The organism is Janthinobacterium sp. YR213 (genome assembly GCF_900099875.1).
Taxonomy (GTDB): domain Bacteria; phylum Pseudomonadota; class Gammaproteobacteria; order Burkholderiales; family Burkholderiaceae_D; genus Janthinobacterium; species Janthinobacterium lividum.
Map to the genome: position 1 here is coordinate 396,667 of NZ_FNDA01000004.1, position 19,303 is coordinate 415,969.

A 19,303-nucleotide genomic window follows, 5' to 3' on the forward strand; every position below is an offset into this window, starting at 1 on the left:
TTTTTCGTTGGCGCGCCAGATTTTCCTGACGACTACAAAGATTCACATGCGACACTATTTGCAATTCGGCCGTTTCGGCTTCCACCTGCAGGGCACGCAAGCGCTGGTGATGGGCATCCTGAACATCACGCCCGACTCGTTTTCCGATGCGGGCCAGTATCAACACTTGGAGTTTGCCATTTCGCGCGCCGAGCAGATGATACTCGACGGTGTCGACATCATCGACATCGGCGGCGAATCGAGCCGTCCCGGCGCGCCGCCGCTGCCGCTGCAGGATGAGTTGCAGCGCGTCATGCCGGTGCTGTACGCCTTGCGCGACTGCGGCAAGCCCCTGTCCGTCGATACGTACAAGCCGGAAGTGATGCGCGAAGCCATCCTGGCGGGCGCCGACATGATCAACGACATCAACGGTTTCCGCGCGGCCGGCGCCATCGATGCCGTGCGGGACAGCGATTGTGCGCTGTGCATCATGCACATGCAAAGCGTGCCGCAAACCATGCAGGATCAGCCTCAATACGAAGACGTGGTGCGCGAAGTCATCGACTTCCTGCGCGAACGCATCGACACGATGACGGCGGCCGGCATCGACCGCGAACGCCTGTGCGTCGATCCCGGTTTTGGCTTCGGCAAGACGGTGGAACAGAACTATGCCTTGCTGCGCGCCACGCGCCAGCTGCGCAGCGAACTGGACCTGCCTGTGCTGGCCGGCCTGTCGCGCAAGTCGATGATCGGCGCCGTCACGGGGCGCCCCGTCGAGCAGCGTCTGGCCGGCAGTGTTGCCGGTGCGCTTGCTGCGGTAGCACAAGGTGCGGAAATTATCCGTGTGCATGATGTAGCTGAAACCGTCGATGCACTGAAGGTCTGGCGCATGGCGCACTGAGCCTGTAAGATTCATTATAAACAACAAAAAGAGAAATACTATGACGCGTAAATATTTTGGTACCGATGGCATTCGTGGCCTGGTGGGCACGGCGCCGATTACCCCCGATTTCGTCATGCGCCTCGGCTATGCTGCCGGCAAGGTGCTGGCCAAGTCGCAAGGCGGCAAGACCCGTCCGACGGTGCTGATCGGCAAGGACACGCGCATTTCCGGCTACATGCTGGAAGCGGCGCTGGAGGCGGGCCTGTCGGCCGCCGGCGTGGATGTGATGCTGGCCGGCCCCATGCCGACGCCGGCAATCGCCTATTTGACGCGGGCCCTGCGCCTGTCGGCCGGTGTCGTCATTTCCGCTTCGCACAATCCGTATCATGACAATGGCATCAAGTTCTTTTCCGGCCAGGGCACCAAGCTGCCCGACAGCGTGGAACTGGAAATCGAAGCGGCGCTCGACGAACCCATGGCTTGCGTGCCGTCGGACAAGCTGGGCCGCGCCAAGCGCCTCGATGACGCCCAGGGTCGCTACATCGAATTTTGCAAGGGCACCTTCCCGAACGAGCTGGACTTGCGCGGCCTGAAGATCGTCGTCGATTGCGCGCACGGCGCCGCCTACCATATCGCGCCGCACGTCTTCCATGAACTGGGCGCGGAAGTCATCGCCATCGGCAACAAGCCCGACGGCTTCAACATCAATGCGGGCTTCGGCGCCACGGCAACCAAGGCCATGGCCGAAGCCGTCGTCGAGCATGGCGCGGACCTCGGTATCGCCCTTGACGGCGACGCCGACCGCCTGATCATGTGCGACGCCACCGGGCGTCTGTATAACGGCGATGAATTGTTGTACGTCATGGTCAAGGACCGCCTGGCGACAGGCGCCGTGGCCGGTGCCGTCGGCACCTTGATGACGAATATGGCGCTGGAAGTGCTGTTCAAGCAGCAGGGCATCGGCTTTGCGCGCGCCAAGGTGGGCGACCGCTACGTGCTGGAAGTCATGAAGGAAAAAGGTTGGATCCTGGGCGGCGAAGGTTCCGGCCATTTGCTGTGCCTGGACAAGCACACGACGGGCGACGGCATCGTCTCCGCGCTGCAAGTATTGTCCGCGCTCAAGCGCAGCGGCCAGAGCCTGCAGCAATGCCTGGCCGAGCTGGTGTTGTTCCCGCAAACCCTGATCAACCTGCGCGTGGCGCCCGGTTTCGACTGGCAGAAAAATGCCGCCATGGTGGCCGAGAAGGAACTGGTCGAGGCCGAGCTGGGCGAGACGGGCCGCGTGCTGATCCGCGCTTCGGGCACGGAACCGCTGATCCGCGTAATGGTGGAAGCGAAAGACAAGGAGAAGGCCGAGTCGATGGCGCGCCGCATCGCCGATAAAGTGACCGCGTGACAGGCAGGAACCGATAGTTATTTCCATCTAATTCGTCTATGGCAATTGACGAAATTGGGTGGGGGCGTTATTATCTTGTCTTCGGAGTGTGGCGCAGCCCGGTAGCGCACCTGGTTTGGGACCAGGGGGTCCAAGGTTCGAATCCTTGTACTCCGACCAAAGTCATAAGCGGGCTGTCAGAAATGACAGCCCGTTTTCTATTCCGCGCTGGCATTTCATTGCTGGCGCGCATGGATTAAAATACTGCACCTCTCCGCCCATCGTTCAACGGATAGGACAACGGTCTTCTAAACCGTGAATGGGGGTTCGATTCCCTCTGGGCGGACCAGTTTCATACTGGCCACGATCATGCGGCGGCAAACTGCCGCAACGCAGCTCCTCTTTCCCTCCATTCGGTTTTCGCGCAGCTGCTCACGGCTGCGCAAACAGTACCACGCTCAGCAAATACAGCAGTGGCGCCGCGCACAGCAGCGCCGAGCATGCCGAAATGATTTTTCTGTTGGCCAGTCGGGCCAGGCGCAGCCGTTCCCGCACGGGCAGGTGCTGGCGGAGCACCTTGCGTGCGCGTGGCTGAAACGGTTGTTCATGCATGGGGACTCCCTCGTCGGTCGGCAGTGGATGCCGCCAAGCATAGCGAGGGGAGTCTAAAAATAGTGTAAACAGTGGGCCTGGCGCCGCAAGTGCGGCGTAAACAGGCCGTGCGTGTGGAGGGCGGCAGCGGGCGCTGGTGCGCCGCTGCCGTTCATGCGGCTTACTTTCCTTGGCGGCGGCGTGCCAGGAAGCCCAGCAGGCCCAGGCCGGCGAGCAGCATGGCATAGGTTTCAGGTTCCGGCACGGCGGAAATGAAGGCCCTGTAGTTGCTCAGATCCTTGGGCAGGCCCGCCACCGTGAAGGTGGTGCCGGCAGCCACGGGTGCGGCCCAGTGGAACACCAGTTCGCCCTGGCCGAAGTGGATGGCCAGGTAGTCATAGGCGGCCGCGCTCGTATAGGAATTGACACCGCCACTCAAGCCTGCCGTGGTGCCGGCAGTGCAGCCCGAGGTGGCGTTGTCGCAATACGAGACGGCGGCGCCCAGGCTGGTGCCGAACACGCCATTGATATAACCCTGGATGTCCGAGGGACTCTGTGGTACCAGGTTATCGTCATAATATTTCACCTGCAGTGCCGGCGATGGTGAATAGGTGACGGTGCTGCCGGCGATGACGAAACCGCTGGCCGGACCCACATCCACCCAGGTGGCCGCTTGCGCCGCACTTGCCAGTACAGTCATTGCGGCCAGCATGGATGCCTTGATGGCAATGCTCTTTATGCTTTTCATGAAAATCCCCTTGTGCTTGAGACAGTCGCTTCATATTGTCGGGACGCGTCCCTGCATGCCGGGGAAGTCATCCCATTGCCCGTTTTAGCTGCTTTTACCTATTTCCTGCGCGTAGTGAATACGCATATGAAAGCTTACTCTTGATATAAATTAATACAATTTTAATAATTCTATTGGTTGGCTTGACAACATCGTATATGGCTATGTTTGGCTGTGCCAGCGATAGCCATCATGAGGTTGGGGAATGGCGTGACAAGGGCGCCAGTTTGTGCTGGCGGCGTCTTGCTTTGGGGAAGGGGGGGGGCGTCAGTCGCTGTTGTTGCTGACGCCAAACAGGCGATCCTTGGCGTTGAGCAGCTTTTGCACCTTGGCGCCCATTTTCATCAGCTGCGCCATCGATTCGGGCGACAGGCGCTGCAAGTCGTCGAACCAGGTGTTGGCCAGGTCGACCAATTCATACATTTCGCGCATGCGCTCCTGCGCATACTGGTCCACGGGTTCCGTGGCCGGCGTCAGCAGCGATTCGCGCAGCACCGTCAGGGTGGGCGCCACTTCGCGGCGGCGGCGCTCGGCGGCCACCACGCGGAAGATTTGCCACACATCGCCCAGCGAGGAAAAATACTCGCGCCGGTCGCCGGGGATGCGCGACTGGCGTATCAAGCCCCAGCCCTGCAATTCCTTGAGGCCGATGCTCACGTTCGAGCGTGAAAAACTCAGGTGTTCCGCGATTTCATCCGCGTGTAAAGGATGCTCCGCGACAAACAACAAGGCGTACACTTGCCCCACCGTACGGTTAAAGCCCCAGCGGCTGCCCATCTCGCCGAAATGGCTGACGAAGGTCAGGATCAGCGGCGTCATTTGGATATGTTGAGTTTTCATAATTATCTGAATTTTTTCACGCCACACCCGCAGGGTCAATTGATATATGTCATGTTTCGCAGTATTATACAAAATATCGAATTTACAGAAAATTCTGAAAACTCAAGAAGTATAGAAGATGCCGACCACGCCCTTGTCCTTGCCCCGCTTTATTCTTCCCCGTGTCGCCAGCCTGGCGCAGGGCGGTGCCGCCTTGCTGTGGCTGCCACAAGCGGCCTTGCTGGCCTGGGCCGTGCAAGCCATGCAGGGCGGTGCGCCCTGGCGTGCGGCCCTGCTGCCGGCCGCTGGCGTGCTGCTGCTGGGTGTGCTGCGCGCCGGCTGCGAAGCGTGGGGCGCGCGGCGCATGTATGCGGCGGCGCGCGAGCACCTGTCGACCTTGCGCGCGCAAGTGGCACAGGCGCTGGCGCAGCGTTCGCCGCTGGACCGCCAGCGCGCCCAGTCGGGCCAGGCGGCCAGCATCATCGCCGAACAGGCCGAAGCCATCGTGCCGTATCTGGTGCGCTACAAGCCGGCACGCTGGAAAGTCATGCTCGTGCCGCTCGTGATCCTCGCCGTGGTGACGCCGCTGTCGTGGATCGCCGCCTTGATCCTGCTCATCGCCGCGCCCCTGATTCCCGTCTTCATGGCCCTCGTCGGCATGGGCGCGCAAGCGGCCAGCCGCGCGCAGATGGTGGAGATGGGCAGCATGAACGCCTTTCTGCTGGACCGCCTGCGCGGCCTGGCCACCTTGCGCGCGCTCGACGCCGTCGACGCCACGGCTGAACGGCTGGACTCCTCGTCGCAATCCGTGCGCCGGCGCACGATGGTGGTGCTGCGCATCGCCTTTTTGTCGTCCGCTGTGCTGGAACTGTTTTCCGCGCTGGGCGTGGCCATGGTGGCCGCGTTTATCGGTTTCTCCTTGTTGGGCAGCATCAATTTCGGCACCTGGGGCCGGGAACTGAACCTGGGGCAGGGCTTGTTCATCCTGCTGCTGGCGCCCGCGTTTTTCGAGCCCTTGCGCGAACTGGCCGCCGTCTGGCATGACAAGGCGGCCGGCGAAGCGGGCCTGGCCGGCTTGCACGACCTGGCGGGCGAGGGTGTGCCCCTGCCTGGCGCGCAGGTACTGCCTGCCGCCGTCTCCGCCGCCGCCATGGCGGTGGCGGCACCGCCCGCCGTGGAGCTCCGGCAATTGCGCTTTGCCCATCCCGGCGAGGCCCCCGTGTTCGACGGTTTCGACTTGAAGGTGCTTGCCGGCGAGCATGTGGCCCTGCTGGGCGCCAGCGGCGCCGGCAAGACCACCTTGCTATCCTTGCTGGCCGGCTTGCTGCCCGCCAGCGGCGGAGACATCCGCATCGGCGGCGTGCGCCTGACCGACAGCACGGTCAATACCTTGCGCCAGCGCATGGCCTGGATGGGGCAGCGCCCGCACGTGTTTGCCGCGTCCGTCAGCCAGAACGTGACCCTGGGCCGCGTTGGCGCGAATGCTGCGCAAGTGACGCAGGCCCTGCATCTGGCTGACCTGGCTGCCGTGGCGCAGGCGCAGCCGGCCGTCATGCTCAGCGATGGCGGCCAGGGCTTGTCCGGTGGCGAAGCCGTGCGCCTGGCCCTGGCCCGCGTGGCCCTGCATCCGCATGCCGACCTGCTGCTGGTCGATGAACCGACGGCGCACCTGGACAGCGAAACGGCGGCGCGCGTGACGGATGCCTTGCTGGCACTGGCGAAAGGCAAGACGATGATCGTCGCCACACACGACCCCGTGCTGGCTGGCCGGCTGCAGCGCACGGTGCAGGTCGATGCCCGGGTCCTGGTACAGGAGCAGCAGGCATGAAAAATTCACTGATACGCAACCCCGTCCTGCGCCAGTTGCTGCTGGCCCAGCCCGGCAAGCTGATCGGCGGCGCCTTGCTGGCGGCCCTGACGGCGGTGTCCGGCATGGCCTTATTGGGCTTGTCCGGCTGGTTTATTACCGCCACCTCGATCGCCGGCCTGCATGCGTCCACCGCGATCCTGTTCGACGTGTTCGGCCCGTCCGCCGGCATCCGCCTGCTGGCCATCGGCCGCACGGGCTCTCGCTATGCGGAGCGCCTCGTCACGCACGACGCCACGTTCGCCGCGCTGGCCAGCATCCGCGTGCGGCTGTTCCGTGGCTGGTCGCGCCCGGAAGCGGCCAGCCGCCTGCTGCGCCAGCCCGCCAAGCTGCTGTTCCGCCTGACGGCCGATATCGACGCGCTCGAATCGCTGTACTTGCGCCTGCTGGTGCCCACCTTCACGGCCTTGTGCGCGGCCTTGCTGGCTGGCGTGGCGCTGGGCGCGATGCAGTGGCAGCTGGGCCTGGGCCTGGCCGCATGGCTGCTGGCCGCCGGCGGGGGCATCAGCTGGATCGTCGCGCAACGCGCCCGCCGTCCCGCCATCGTGCGTTCGCGCGCCATTGAAAAATTGCGTTCGGGCACTATCGACCTGGTGGCGGGCCAGACTGACCTGGTGATGGCGGGACGCATCGACGCCCAATGCGCGGCGCTGGCGCAGATCGACCGCTCGCTGGCGCAAGCCGATTTTGCCCTGCTGCGCCTGGAGACGGCTGCCGGCGCCGCGTATGGCGTGGCGGGCAGTGCGACCCTGGCTGGCGTGCTGCTGGCCGTGGCCGCGCTGCTGGAGCAGCAGGCGCTGAACGTGCCGCTGGCGGCCCTGGCCCTGCTGATCGCCCTGACGGCCGTGGAACCGTTTGCGGGCTTGCGCCGCGGCGCGCTGGAAGCGGGCCGCATGCTGCTGGCCATGCGGCGTCTGGCGCCGCGCCTGGATGGATACGATGTACCGCCGCCGCCCGCCGACGCGGCTCCCGGCTTGCGCCTGGAACGCGTGAGCGCCGCCCATGCGGGCAGCCATGTGGCCATCTTGCATGACGTATCGCTGCACATCGCGGATGGCGAGCGCGTGGCCTTGATCGGCCCCAGCGGCGCGGGCAAGTCCACCTTGCTGGCCATCGCCGCGCGCGAACTGGCGCCGCTGTCGGGCACGGTGGCCGCGCCGCGCGCCTGCCTGTTTACGCAGAAGACGGAATTGTTCCAGGACAGCTTGCGCGACAACCTGCGCCTGGCGGATCCGTCCGCCAGCGATGAACGCCTGTGGGAAGCGCTGCAGGCAGCCGGCCTGGACGACGAAGTACGGGCCTTCGCGGACGGCTTGGGCACCATGCTGGGCGAGGGCGGCCTGGGCTTATCGGGCGGCCAGGCGCGGCGTTTGGCGCTGGCGCGGCTGTTCCTGCACGAGTCGACCTTGTGGCTGCTCGACGAAGCGACGGAAGCGCTGAATGCGCAGACGGCAAGCGACGTCCTGCAGCGCCTGCGGATGCGCAGCGAAGGGCGCAGCTTGCTGATCGCAACCCACTTGCGGCGCGAAGCGGCGCTGGCGGACCGGCTGCTGCGCATCCGCGACGGCCGCATCGTCGAAGAGCTGCGGCGCGGCACGGATGGCTTCGAAGCGGCCCTGGCGGGCTTGCGGGGGGATTAACAAGAACGGAGACAGGCGGTACTGCAGGCCAGCCTGAAGGCAGCGGAACCAATCGAATCGCATCAGATAGATACCAAGTTTACAATTACAGTAGGGAAACACCAAGGAAATCATATGGACTTCGATATTGTCGCTTTATCCAGACTGCAGTTCGCGCTGACAGCTCTGTACCACTTTATATTTGTTCCGCTGACGATCGGCCTGTCAGTGATCCTCGCCATCATGGAGACGGTTTATGTGATGACGAACCGCCCCATCTGGCGCGACATGACCAAGTTCTGGGGTGTCTTGTTCGGCATCAACTTCGCCATGGGCGTGGCGACGGGTATCGTCATGGAATTCCAGTTCGGCATGAACTGGAGCTATTACAGCCATTATGTGGGCGACATTTTCGGCGCGCCGCTGGCCATCGAGGGCTTGATGGCCTTCTTCCTGGAAGCGACCTTCGTCGGCCTGTTCTTCTTCGGCTGGGACAAGCTGTCGAAGCGGGGCCACCTGGTCACGACCTGGCTGGTGGCCATCGGTTCGAACTTCTCGGCCCTGTGGATCCTGATCGCCAACGGCTGGATGCAAAATCCCGTCGGCGCGGCCTTCAATCCGCAAACCATGCGCATGGAAGTGACGGATTTCGGCGCCGTGCTGACGAATCCAGTGGCACAGGCGAAATTCGTGCACACGGTGTCGGCCGGCTATACGGCCGCTGCCATCTTCGTGCTGGGTATTTCTGCCTGGTATTTGCTGAAGGGCCGCCACGTGCAGCTGGCCAAGCGCTCGATGACGGTGGCCGCCTCGTTCGGCCTGGCCGCCTCGCTGTCGGTGGTGGTGCTCGGTGATGAAAGCGGCTACCTGTCGTCCGAGCATCAAAAGATGAAGCTGGCCGCGATTGAAGCCATGTGGACCACGGAGCCGGCCCCGGCCGCCTTCACGGCCATCGGCTTCCCAGACGCGAAAGCGCGCGAAACGCATTACGCCGTGCACATCCCGATGGTCATGGGCTTGATCGGCACGCGTTCGCTGACGACGGAAATCCCTGGCATCGAGCAACTGGTCGACCGCGGCGAGCTGCTGATCAAGGATGGCATCAAGGCGTATGACGCGCTGCAAACCATCCGCGGCGTGGCGCCGGGCAGCCCCGTGCCGCAAGAGGCGAAGGACATGTTCGAGTCGAAAGGCCAGTCCATGGGCTATGCCCTGCTGCTGAAACGCTACGTCGACGATCCTCGCCAGGCCACGCCCGAGCAGATCCGCAAGGCCGCGCTCGATACCGTGCCGCCCGTGGCGCCCCTGTTCTGGTCCTTCCGCGTGATGGTGGGCCTGGGCATGTTCTTTATCTTGTTGACTGGTACGTTCTTCATCCTGTCGACGCGCCGCACCCTGGACAAGCACCGCTGGCTGCTGAAGCTGGCCGTGTTCGCCATCCCGCTGCCGTGGGTGGCCATCGAGGCGGGCTGGATCGTGGCCGAAGTGGGCCGCCAGCCGTGGGTGATCGAAGGCGTGCTGCCAACGGCCGTGGCCGTATCGAACCTCGGTGCCTCGACCTTGCTGATCACGATTGCCGGCTTTGCCGCCATCTACACGGTGCTGTTGATTATCGAAATGAAGCTCATGCTCAAGGCCATCCGCAAGGGGCCGGAAGAGAAGGCGCCGGCCCCCGTGCCAGCCCCCGCTGCCATTCAGACTCAACGCGCCTAAGGAGGGCCAGACCATGATTTTGCATGAAATGATTTCTTACGAAACACTGCGCCTGATCTGGTGGCTGCTGATCGGCATCTTGCTGGTGGGCTTTGCCATCACGGACGGCTTCGACCTGGGCACGGGCATCCTGCTGCCCTTCGTCGGCAAGACGGACCTCGAGCGCAGGGTCGTCATCAACAGTATCGGTCCCGTGTGGGAGGGCAATCAGGTGTGGCTGATCCTCGGCGGCGGCGCCATCTTTGCCGCCTGGCCGCAACTGTACGCCGTCTCGTTCTCGGGCTTTTATCTGGCCATGTTCGTCATCCTCGTGGCGCTGATCGTGCGTCCCGTGGCCTTCAAATTCCGCAGCAAGCGCGAAGATCCGCGCTGGCGCGCCCGTTGGGATGCGGCCCTGTTCGTGGGCGGTTTCGTGCCGGCCCTGATCTGCGGCGTGGCCATCGGCAATGTGCTGCAAGGCGTGCCGTTCCGTTTCTCGCCAGACATGCACATCTTCTATGACGGCAGCTTCTTTGCGCTGCTCAATCCGTTCGCCCTGCTGTGCGGCCTCGTTTCGGTCGCCATGCTGGTGATGCACGGCGCCACCTGGCTGCAGCTGAAAACGGACGGCGCCGTGGCCGAACGGGCGCGCCGCTACGGCAGCGTGGCGGCGATCGCGACAGTGGTGCTGTATGCGCTGGCCGGCGTGGCCCTGTGGCTGTGGGTCGATGGCTACCGCATCAGCAGCACGGTGGTGGTCGACGGTCCGTCGAATCCGATGCTGAAAACGGCGGAAGTCCACGTGGGTGCCTGGTTCCTCAATTTTGCCGCCCATCCGTGGACCTGGATCGCCCCAGCGCTGGGCCTGCTTTGCCCGCTGCTGGCCTTCGCCTTCCAGCGTGCGCGCCGCGAAGTGCCGGCCTTGCTGGCCAGCGCGGCCGGCATCGCCGGCATCATCCTTGGCGTGGGCGCGGCCATGTTCCCGTTCATCCTGCCATCGTCGATCGACCCGCGCGCCAGCCTGACGGTGTGGGATTCCTCGTCCAGCCACATGACCCTGTTTATCATGCTGGTCGTCACGGCCGTCTTCATTCCCCTCATCGTGGCGTACACGACGTGGGTATATAAAGTGCTGTGGGGCAAGGTTGATGGAAAAGCAATTGAAGACGACAGCGGTCACGCCTACTAAGAAACAACGAAAGGATATAACTATGTGGTATTTCGCCTGGATACTGGGACTTCCGCTGGCGGCGACTTTCGCCGTGCTCAACGCGATGTGGTATGAAATCGCCGATGGCGACACGACGCCCGAGCAGTACCGCGACACGCCGAAATAGGAAGGTGTCGGCTTGACTGGCCCCGCCCCGTGCGCATGCATCGGGCGGGGCTTTTACTTTTATCACAGCAAAATGAATTCGCCGCGGATGCGCAGCTTCATGCCGCGCGGCGCATCGGCGCCCGCCGCCACGGCCCAGGCCGTGATCCATTGCGCGCAGCGTTCCCGTTCGGCCGCATCGTGCAAGCGTTGCAGGCGTGCACCGGCCCGGTCGATGCGCTGGGCCAGATACAGGCGCTGATCCATGGGATCCGTCTTTTTGCTGTAGTGCTGCATGGCTTTTCCTTCCCGCGTGGCAACTTCATTCGTCATGGCATAGCCATGTACGCGCGGGCGGGGCGGCCGGATTCAGTTTCGGCAAAAAAAAGCCACCGCAAGGGTGGCTGATGGGGGAGGTGCCTTCAGGAGGGCGTCTTGCCGGCCGGTTTTGGGGTGGCAATGGCGATCGGGTCGCTGGCCGGAAAGCTTTCCTTCAGCGCTTCATCGAGCGCTTCCTCCGCATGGCTTTCATTGGCCGGCGTGGGCGAATCGCGCTCCGGTGGCGGGGCGGGTGCGGTGGCGGCGTTGGTGCTCGAATGCATGATGATCCCCTTGCGGTGGTGCGCCAGGCGGCCGGAATGGCCGTCGCGCGTGCTGATGCTTCCAGCCTAGCACATCGCGCAAAAAAGGCGCGCCCGCTGCGCCTGCCGACGGGGATGATGGCGGCGTCTGCTACACTGCGCTCCACTTTTATCGACGGAACCGCCATGACCTCCCTTTCCTTGCCGTACCGCGCCACCGCCTTTGACGCCTGTGCCTGGCTGGCTGAACAGACGGGCACGCCTTGGACCCTGGCACGTTTGCTGGAGCAGGGCGGCTTGCCCTACGTCTGGCTCGATTACAGCGAAGAATGGGCCGAGCTGTTCCATGACGGCGTGACGCGCTATGCGGCACCCGTCGTGTTCATCGGCGACAAGGAGCACCTGGCCTCGGGCGCCGATGACGTGTGGCTGCGCTTTACGCGCGACTCGGGCAACATCGCCATCGAGCTGAAGGCGCCGGGACTGCGCGTGCCGGTCGATGGCTTGCACTTCCAGGAGCGCGATCTGTTGCGTTTGCTCAAGGAACTCCAGCATCCACAGCCGGACCCGGCCGAAGCTGAAAAAGCGGCGCCGGCGGTCTTGCCCAGCGCCTTGAAGGGCCTGGACCGCGAGCAGATTTTGATTGCCTTTGCCGGCGTGGGCAAGATCGACCTGGACAAGGGATTGGCCAGCGGCGTGGGCATCTTTGGCGACGATGGCGCGCGCGTGCGCAAGAATTCGCGCGGCGGCAAGAACAGCCACCTGTGGCATCCGGTGACGTTGGCGTTCGGCTTGCACGATGTGCACCGCGTGCCGATGGCGCACCTGAAGAAGGCCTTCGCCACGCAACCATTGCTGCGCGAATGGAAGGCGGACTGGCTGGAATCGCTGCGCTTGCTGGGCGAGTAATAATATTGAATCGAACCCGCCACGCCTCGTGATGCGCGGTAGCCACGGCGGCGTCTTGTGTGGCGGCATCAGCCTTTCGATACTTTATTCACTCTCCTCGATTCTGCCACCGCATTGCGTATAGCACGCTCTGTAATCTGCCTCGCATTGCCACGTTCCAGCTGTGTTGGAGGAACAATATTGCCGTTTCTTCGAGCACAGTTCCCGGTCAGCATCTGTTTTCGCAACTGCCAGGCAAATGGAGACGGTACTGACGTTCCTCATCTCACAAGCCTGTACCTGGGCCGCCGCAACTTGCTCTTTGCCTGCGATGCATATTTGTTGATTGGTCCCGCAGCTCGTCACGCATTGACGGCCCGCGTCGGAGTCCGGGGGAATAAAGCGATAGCTGGTGCAGCCGGCCAGACTGATGGCGAAACAAATCGCCACAGCAAGGCGTGACAAGAAGGAATTGTGGAATTGCAAGGTACGCATGCTTGAAAAGGGCTTTCCCGTGTCGATGAATGGGGTTGAATATCGTATATGTTGATATTCTGACAGGCGATCTTTTCACGAACAATGCACTGCAATAACTGTTACATCTTAGCGGGTGGAACTGCCTCTGGATAACGGTGCTGTGCGAGCGAGAAGCCGGGCAGTTTTACAGTTCGATCGGCGCCACCTCGGTGCCGATATCGGGCGCCGCGTAATGCATGCTGAAATACACGAAAGCGCCGATGTTGATGGCGACCGTGATCCAGAACGCGATGCGGAATGAACGCTTGCTGGACTTGTGGCGCAGCCATTGCTGCGCCAGTATGGCGCCCGGCCAGCCGCAAAACAGTCCCAGCAGCAACAGGGTGCGTTCCGGCGTGCGCCAGCGTCCCTGTTTTGCGGCGGACTTGTCGATCGCATAGGCAACGAAACAGCTCAGGCTCAGCACGCCATACACGAGGGCGACCAGGGCGGGAATGTGGAAAAAGAAAGTGGCCAGCAAATACAGAACAACAAAGAACAGGATGACAAGGTAGGGCATATGATGTGTTTGCTTGAGCGCGGGGCGTGAGTATCCCACAAGGGGAGCGATGCTGCAGCTTAAAACAAACAGCCTTGCGCCGTATCGATGTGCACGGCGCGGCGGCGGGCGTGGCCCGTTTTCAGCGCTTCGCGGTCGCTGGACAGGGCGATGCCTTCCAGGGCCAGCAAGGTTTCCTTGGCATGCAGGCCGCCCGCAAAGCCCGTCAACTCGCCCGTGGCGCCGATGACGCGATGGCAGGGGGCGATGATGGAAATGGGATTCTTGCCGTTGGCGGCACCCACGGCGCGCACGGCGGCGGGACGGCCGATCTGGCGCGCGATCTCGCCATAGCTGCGCGTCTGGCCGTACGGTATCGTCAGCAGCGCACGCCACACTTCCTGCTGGAATGGCGTGCCGGCAAAATCGAGCGGCACGTCGAATTGCTGGCGCGTGCCGGCGAAATATTCCGCCAACTGGCGCGCCGTTTCCTGCAGCACGGGGCAACTGTCATCGACGCGCATCGCGCCCAGACGCACGCGGTTGGGCTTGTCGTTTTCCCACAGGATGGCGGTCAGGGCCGCGCCGCGCGCCACCAGGGTCAGCTCGCCCACGGGCGAGGGCACCACGATGCAGTCGTATTCCATGTTTGTTCCTTGATCAGATGGCGCCAGTTTAGCAGGATGGCGGCAGCGTGCATGTCGTCTGCACGATCGCGTGTAGGATAACCTTTTTCGGCCCGGAGAATGTGCTTTGACGACGATCCCTACCTATGACGATATCCGCGCGATTGCCGCGCGGCTGGTGCGACAGCAATATCCCACGGCCGTGGCGGCCATCATCGGCGGCTCGTTCGCCACGGGCCGGCAGACGCCCAGTTCCGATATCGACTTGCTGCTGCTGTTCGACCACCTCGACTGCGCCTGGCGCTCGACCATCGTGGCCGAAGGGCGCACGGTGGAACTGTTCGCGCATGACGTGGCCACGTTCACGTATTTTTGCAAGGAAATCGATGCACCGGGCGGCACGGTGCCGCTGGCGAGGATGGTACTGGAAGGCGAGAACATCGCCGCGCCCGGACCGCAGCACGCGCAACTGCTGGCGCTGGCGCAAGCCATCGCCGCCGCCGGGCCGCCCGTGCTCGATGTGGACAATTTGCAGCGGCGCCGCTACGCCATCACCACCTCGCTGGAAGACCTGGTCGACAGCCGTCACCCGGGCGAGGCGCTGACCGTTGCCTGCCAGTTGTATCCGGCGCTGGCCGACCTGCACTTGCGCGCGGCGGGACAGTGGAGCGGCGAGGGCAAGCACCTGTTTCGCCGCCTGCTGGCGTTCGACGCCTATATCGCCGGGCAACTCGATGGCGCGCTGCGCCTGGTGGCGGCCGACTTGCCGGCCGGCCAGCATGCGTTCGGGCAGGTTGCCGCCGCCGTGCTGGCGCCGGTCGGCGGCCCCTTGCTCGATGGCTTTACCTTGCCAGCGCCCGCGCACTGGCGCAGCGCGCCGCAGTAACTGTCCCGCCAGGGGGATTTACTGCTGCGGCCAGCGCTGCGGATAATGCCTCTTGATGTAGTCGGCGACGGCCTTGACATCGGCATAGCCGGCATTGCCGCGCCAGGCGGTGTACATGAAGCCGTTGACGCCCGTTACGCCATTGCTTTCCGCCTGCGCCAGCGCCTCCATCCAGGAATGCACATTGCCGGTGTCGAGGGCGCTGTCGTCGTAGTAGCCGGCGATCATTTGCCGATGCCCGAGGCCATGGAAGAATTCCAGCGATGCCTTGCGCTTGGCGGTCCCTTCATCGCTCCAGTTGACGATGACCGTTGTCGTCTTCAAGCCTTCCCATGAGTTGCTCACGTCACCGTTGACGGCCCAGTATTTGGGAATGGCGTTCATCTTCGGATCGAACATGTCATTCCAGACATACAGTTCCAGATTCGGGTACGCTTGCAGCAGGGTTTCCTGGTGTTTCTCGATCATGTGCGCCAGGTATTTTCCAGCCGTGATGTTGCCGCAGGCAGGATCCCAGTTGAGTACCCGGTTTTCATCGTAGTAGAGGAAGAATTTCGTCGGGCCGTCGAGCAGGCCGTGGATATTGTCGTAATACTGTTTCTGGATATCGAAGAATTTCTGATAGCAGGCGCTGGCCGGCGTACTCCACATGGAGGTCATGTTCTGCGCCGACTGGTAGGCTGATACGTGCAGGATGGCGCCTTCGCCGATGCTGCTTTGCGCGGGAAGGTTCAGCGCTTCCGTGCCAACGACATAATCGAGCGACTCCACATACGTGATGCTGCCGTCTTCCGACTTGACCGTGACGGGCAAGGTCGCGGGATTGCGCCGTATCGTATGGGCCAGGCCGATCTGTTTGATGTCCAGATCATCGAGCCAGACGGCGCCAGCCTGTAGCAGATTCACTTTCCAGCTGCCGATATACAAATACGTCAGGGGATTATTCCCTGTATTGAAGTCCAGATTATATTGTTTCCAATCCTGCGTGCCGGCCAGTGTGTTGCCGCTGCCATTCCAGGCGCCATTTTGTGTACCCCAGCCCAGTCCAGCGTTGGCATTCGAATACATTGGCGCCTTTGCCGTGGGATCGGTAATCTGTATCCTGAATGCGGCGTCGGGATGGTAGTTTTCAGTCTTGACCCAGAACGATGCGCGATAAGCGGTGTTCGGGCGCAGGTTGCTTAACTTGCGGTGCAGCCGGGCCATATTGCTGTCTCCAGCCTTGCTGAATTTAATCGAGCGCTGGCCCGTGTGCGCGACCGTATTGTCGACAACGCTGTTGCCTGCCGTTTTTTCAAACAATTCCCATGCCGGGCTGCTGTTTTCAAAACCGGGATCGTCAATGGCAGACAGGCCGACAGGCACCGCGCGCCTGCCTTGTACGATAAACGGCGTATCGATGGTCGGCAAGGCCTCGATCAAGTCCGGCGCGGCACTGACGGGCACTTCCGGGCCGCCGCCGACCGGTATCAATTCGATGCCGTTATCCTTGGCCGTCTGCACCACCAGGGCGAAATTGGGGAAGTAATTGGGATATTTTGCCGCCGTGGCGGGATTGAGCATGGCCACATAGGAACCGCTGCCGCCCGCATTGAGGGCGATGCCGTTATAGCCCTCCGCCTTGGCGACATGAATCAGCTCGATGACCTTGTTGAAACTGGCATCGGCCGTGGAGGCTGCTGCCGTAATATTGCCGCCGTAATAAATCCAGCGTTTTTCAAAGCAGTTCGTGCAAGCTGGCGCTGCCGCGTTTGCGGAAAGCACCGGCAGCACGCCGGCGCATAACAGCGCCAGTGCCGTCCAGACAGCCGTCTTTTTCATTTCCATCAGATATCCCTGTTTTAAATTTTTGATAATATCAAAAAATCATTAACGCAAGGACGTGTTCATGGCTGATTGTTGCCTATTTCAATTCCATATTAATGAATGCGCTATCGCGCAGATCATTGCCATTCACGGCACGGCGGACAGGGCTTCGTCCGCCGTGCTGGCGCCGGCGATGCGCTTATTTAAAACGCCGTGCGCACGGCCAGGCTGATGTTGCGCGGTTCGCCCCAGAACACGCCGTCGAAGAAGCCCACGTTGCGGTAGTACTTTTTATCGAGCAAGTTATTCACGTTCAACTGCACGCTGGCATGCTTGCTGAGCGCATAGCTGGCCATGGCGTTGACCAGTGCATAGCCGGCCTGCGGGATATCCGTGATCGTGCCCGATGGCGGGCGGCCGTACCACGATTCACTGTAGGTGGCGCTTTGCGCCGTCATGCTGGCGCCCGCTTTCAGGCCAGCCAGGCTGCCGTCGAAGCGGTAGCTGGTGGCCAGGCGCAGCAAATGGCGCGGCTGCGTGGTGGCGGCGCGGCGGCCATCTGCCTCGGCCGCGTGCAGGTAGGTATAGCCGCCGCTCGCTTCCCAGGCGGGCGTGATCTGGCCGGAGACGTCGAATTCCACGCCCTTGGCCGTCACGCCGGCGCCATTGGCCACCATGGCCTGGCCGCCGTCGGGCAGCAAAAAGCCGGGCGGCACCGTGCGGTCGAGTTCCGCCAGGTTCTTTTTCTTCGTGTGGAACAGGGCGGCCGATGCATTCAGCTTGCCTTCATAGAACTCGCCCTTGATGCCCAGTTCCGCATTGTCGCCCGTTTCCGGCGCCAGGAACTGGTTGTTGCGGTCCTTGCTCGATTGCGGGTTGAACAGCTGCGTGAAGCTGGCGTAGGCCGAAAATTGCTTGTTGATGTCGAACACGGCGCCCACATACGGCGTGACTTCATTGCGCGTTTCCACGAAGTCGCTGTTGTCCGTGTGCACGCCTCGCGTATCGTAGTTGCGCGTATCCGTGCGGTACGTGCTGCTGCGCGCGCCGATGATCAGGTGCAGCGGGTCGGCCAGGCTCAAACGCGTGGCCACATAGCCGCCCGCCAGGCGCGTCACGGTTTCCGTGTGCGAGCCGTCAGGGTGGAACACGGGGCGGGGGATGTTGCCCGTCCAGCTGCGGTAATCGGGGATGAAGTCCGGGTAATTGATTTCCGCTTCGCCGCCCAGCGAGCGCGAGCGCTGGTTGCCTCCGTTCCAGCCGACGATGGCCGTGTGCTTGCGTCCCAGCAAGGTGAAGGGACCGCTGGCGTACACGTCGAAATTGTCGCTGTTCTTCTTGCCTGCGCCCCAGGCGCCCGTCCACAGGCGCATGCCTTCACCGGTAGCCGGGTCGGGATGGCCCGCGCCCGCATAGGCGACGGTGGTGCGGTTCGTGCTTTCCGTGCGCGCATAGCCCAGGTGCATATTCCAGTTGCCGGGCAGGCGCTGGTCCAGCGATGTGAATAGCGTGTGCTGCTTGTTGGCCCAGGTGCTCCATGGCGTCGTGAAACTGGTGTTGCGCGGCAAATTGGCCAGGCTGCCATCTGCGTTCCAGTACGGCACGGCGCCCCAGGTGGCGCCCGTGGGCTTGTTGTCCTGGAAATCGACGCCGGCCGTCAGCAGGGTGCCGGGGCGCACGTCCGCCTCGACGATGACCATGCCGACCGTCTTGCGCTCGTGATACATGTCCAGGTAGGAATCGCGTTTTTGCCAGGCCAGGGCTGTGCGCGCACGCACGCTGCCCTCCGCGTTCAGCGGCGTGGAGAGGTCGGCCTCGACGCGCTGGTCATCCCAGCGGCCCATGATCAGGCCGGCGCTGGCCTGGAATTCCTTCGTCGGCCGCTTGCGTATCATGTTGATGGTGGCCGACGGGTCGCCCGTGCCGCCCATCAGGCCGGTGGCGCCGCGCACGACCTCGATGCGGTCATACAGGATCGTGTCTTGCAATGGCGCATTGCCGCCGCGCGCCATGCCGTCGATCTGGATATTGTCGATGCCGAAGCCGCGCGCATAAAAGGTCGTGCGCTCCGTATCGTTCTGGCCCACCTGGATGCCTGTCGTCTGTGCCAGCGCCTGGTCCAGGCGCACGGCGCCCAGGTCGTCGAGCAGCTGGCGCGTGATGACGCTGACCGATTGCGGCGTTTCGCGCAAGGACAGGTCCATGCGCGTGGCGCTGCGCGCTTCGCCCGCCGTGTATGACTGCGTGCCTTCCGTGGTAGCCGTCGACTGGCCCAGCACGGTGACGGCTGGCATGGTGACGTCGGCCGCAGCGGCGTCGGCAGCCTGTGCCGGCAGGACCACGCCGGCGGCAAGGCTCAGCAGGGCGATGTGCAGCAGGCGGGGGAGGGGGCGCAAGGCGGGCTGGTGCGAAGAAGAAAATACGGTAGTCGATTGCATCATTTTCCTGGAATATTGTAGTCGTGTGTTTTCCTATCTCGTCTGGCGAGGTGCGCAGTAGCTGGGGGGATGGCGTGATGCTGGCCCGTGGTCTGGCTTGGATAGCAGTTCCACCGCAAGGCCCGGCGCGGTCGGG

The 19,303-nt window shown here is 63.0% G+C and carries 18 protein-coding genes and 2 tRNA genes; 11 read left to right on the top strand and 9 right to left on the bottom strand.

The genetic code is table 11. The annotated features are described in order from the left end of the window. Positions 1-46: 46 nt before the first annotated feature. From folP to BLT98_RS19500, 4 genes are all read left to right on the top strand, one after another. Positions 47-880 carry a dihydropteroate synthase gene (folP, locus tag BLT98_RS19485; RefSeq protein ID WP_092611119.1) on the top strand — a complete coding sequence of 278 codons (834 nt, stop codon included), beginning with the start codon at positions 47-49 and terminating at the stop codon, positions 878-880. Positions 881-920: 40 nt separating this feature from the next. Next, positions 921-2,258: a phosphoglucosamine mutase gene (gene glmM, locus BLT98_RS19490; RefSeq protein ID WP_092610632.1), complete on the top strand. Its 1,338-nt coding sequence runs from the start codon at positions 921-923 to the stop codon at positions 2,256-2,258. An 82-nt stretch (positions 2,259-2,340) separates the two neighbouring features. Continuing rightward, positions 2,341-2,417, top strand: a tRNA-Pro gene (locus tag BLT98_RS19495). 94 nt (positions 2,418-2,511) lie between these two features. Continuing rightward, positions 2,512-2,586: transfer RNA gene (locus BLT98_RS19500), tRNA-Arg, on the top strand. A gap of 83 nt (positions 2,587-2,669) precedes the next feature. On the opposite strand, the gene BLT98_RS19505 is transcribed toward BLT98_RS19500, so the two are convergent. The 3 genes from BLT98_RS19505 to BLT98_RS19515 form a co-directional block, all read right to left on the bottom strand. After that, positions 2,670-2,849, bottom strand: coding sequence for a hypothetical protein (locus BLT98_RS19505; protein WP_034786023.1), 180 nt, complete (start codon positions 2,847-2,849; stop codon positions 2,670-2,672). 160 nt (positions 2,850-3,009) lie between these two features. Then, a complete protein-coding gene (locus BLT98_RS29590; protein ID WP_052140461.1) occupies positions 3,010-3,576 on the bottom strand; it encodes a PEP-CTERM sorting domain-containing protein in 567 nt (188 codons plus the stop codon). A 306-nt stretch (positions 3,577-3,882) separates the two neighbouring features. Next, entirely contained in the window at positions 3,883-4,434 is a 552-nt protein-coding gene (locus tag BLT98_RS19515; RefSeq protein WP_170846435.1) for a GbsR/MarR family transcriptional regulator, read from the bottom strand. A gap of 139 nt (positions 4,435-4,573) precedes the next feature. Here BLT98_RS19515 and cydD point away from each other — a divergent pair, with 139 nt between their 5' ends. The 5 genes from cydD to cydX all read left to right on the top strand — a co-directional run bounded on the left by cydD (position 4,574) and on the right by cydX (position 10,949). Then, the gene (gene cydD, locus BLT98_RS19520) at positions 4,574-6,262 is read left to right on the top strand and encodes a thiol reductant ABC exporter subunit CydD (protein WP_092610634.1); all 1,689 of its coding nucleotides are present in this window, start codon (positions 4,574-4,576) and stop codon (positions 6,260-6,262) included. Beyond that, positions 6,259-7,941, top strand: coding sequence for an amino acid ABC transporter ATP-binding/permease protein (locus BLT98_RS19525; RefSeq protein ID WP_092610636.1), 1,683 nt, complete (start codon positions 6,259-6,261; stop codon positions 7,939-7,941). Before cydD ends, BLT98_RS19525 begins: the two co-directional genes overlap by 4 nt. A gap of 114 nt (positions 7,942-8,055) precedes the next feature. Then, positions 8,056-9,633, top strand: coding sequence for a cytochrome ubiquinol oxidase subunit I (locus BLT98_RS19530; protein ID WP_070279141.1), 1,578 nt, complete (start codon positions 8,056-8,058; stop codon positions 9,631-9,633). 13 nt (positions 9,634-9,646) lie between these two features. Next, on the top strand, positions 9,647-10,801 hold the full coding sequence (cydB, locus tag BLT98_RS19535; RefSeq protein ID WP_092610638.1) for a cytochrome d ubiquinol oxidase subunit II: 1,155 nt from the start codon (positions 9,647-9,649) through the stop codon (positions 10,799-10,801). 22 nt (positions 10,802-10,823) lie between these two features. Further along, a complete protein-coding gene (cydX, locus tag BLT98_RS19540) occupies positions 10,824-10,949 on the top strand; it encodes a cytochrome bd-I oxidase subunit CydX (protein WP_070258990.1) in 126 nt (41 codons plus the stop codon). A gap of 62 nt (positions 10,950-11,011) precedes the next feature. On the opposite strand, the gene BLT98_RS19545 is transcribed toward cydX, so the two are convergent. Beyond that, on the bottom strand, positions 11,012-11,260 hold the full coding sequence (locus tag BLT98_RS19545) for a hypothetical protein (RefSeq protein WP_139144250.1): 249 nt from the start codon (positions 11,258-11,260) through the stop codon (positions 11,012-11,014). A gap of 89 nt (positions 11,261-11,349) precedes the next feature. Further along, a complete protein-coding gene (locus BLT98_RS19550) occupies positions 11,350-11,529 on the bottom strand; it encodes a hypothetical protein (RefSeq protein WP_034786014.1) in 180 nt (59 codons plus the stop codon). 165 nt (positions 11,530-11,694) lie between these two features. Between BLT98_RS19550 and BLT98_RS19555 the strand changes: the two genes are divergently transcribed. Next, entirely contained in the window at positions 11,695-12,417 is a 723-nt protein-coding gene (locus BLT98_RS19555) for a hypothetical protein (protein ID WP_092610640.1), read from the top strand. Between the two features lie 640 nt (positions 12,418-13,057). On the opposite strand, the gene BLT98_RS19560 is transcribed toward BLT98_RS19555, so the two are convergent. Then, positions 13,058-13,432, bottom strand: coding sequence for a DUF1294 domain-containing protein (locus BLT98_RS19560; protein WP_092610643.1), 375 nt, complete (start codon positions 13,430-13,432; stop codon positions 13,058-13,060). A 59-nt stretch (positions 13,433-13,491) separates the two neighbouring features. Beyond that, positions 13,492-14,058, bottom strand: coding sequence for a methylated-DNA--[protein]-cysteine S-methyltransferase (locus BLT98_RS19565; RefSeq protein ID WP_092610646.1), 567 nt, complete (start codon positions 14,056-14,058; stop codon positions 13,492-13,494). Between the two features lie 106 nt (positions 14,059-14,164). Between BLT98_RS19565 and BLT98_RS19570 the strand changes: the two genes are divergently transcribed. Next, positions 14,165-14,923: a nucleotidyltransferase domain-containing protein gene (locus BLT98_RS19570; RefSeq protein WP_092610649.1), complete on the top strand. Its 759-nt coding sequence runs from the start codon at positions 14,165-14,167 to the stop codon at positions 14,921-14,923. A gap of 18 nt (positions 14,924-14,941) precedes the next feature. Here the strand turns inward: BLT98_RS19570 and BLT98_RS19575 are convergent, their stop codons facing one another. Both BLT98_RS19575 and BLT98_RS19580 read right to left on the bottom strand, forming a co-directional pair. Next, positions 14,942-16,750, bottom strand: coding sequence for a carbohydrate binding domain-containing protein (locus BLT98_RS19575; protein WP_092610652.1), 1,809 nt, complete (start codon positions 16,748-16,750; stop codon positions 14,942-14,944). A gap of 182 nt (positions 16,751-16,932) precedes the next feature. Next, the gene (locus BLT98_RS19580; RefSeq protein ID WP_161789601.1) at positions 16,933-19,167 is read right to left on the bottom strand and encodes a TonB-dependent siderophore receptor; all 2,235 of its coding nucleotides are present in this window, start codon (positions 19,165-19,167) and stop codon (positions 16,933-16,935) included. Positions 19,168-19,303 lie beyond the last annotated feature (136 nt).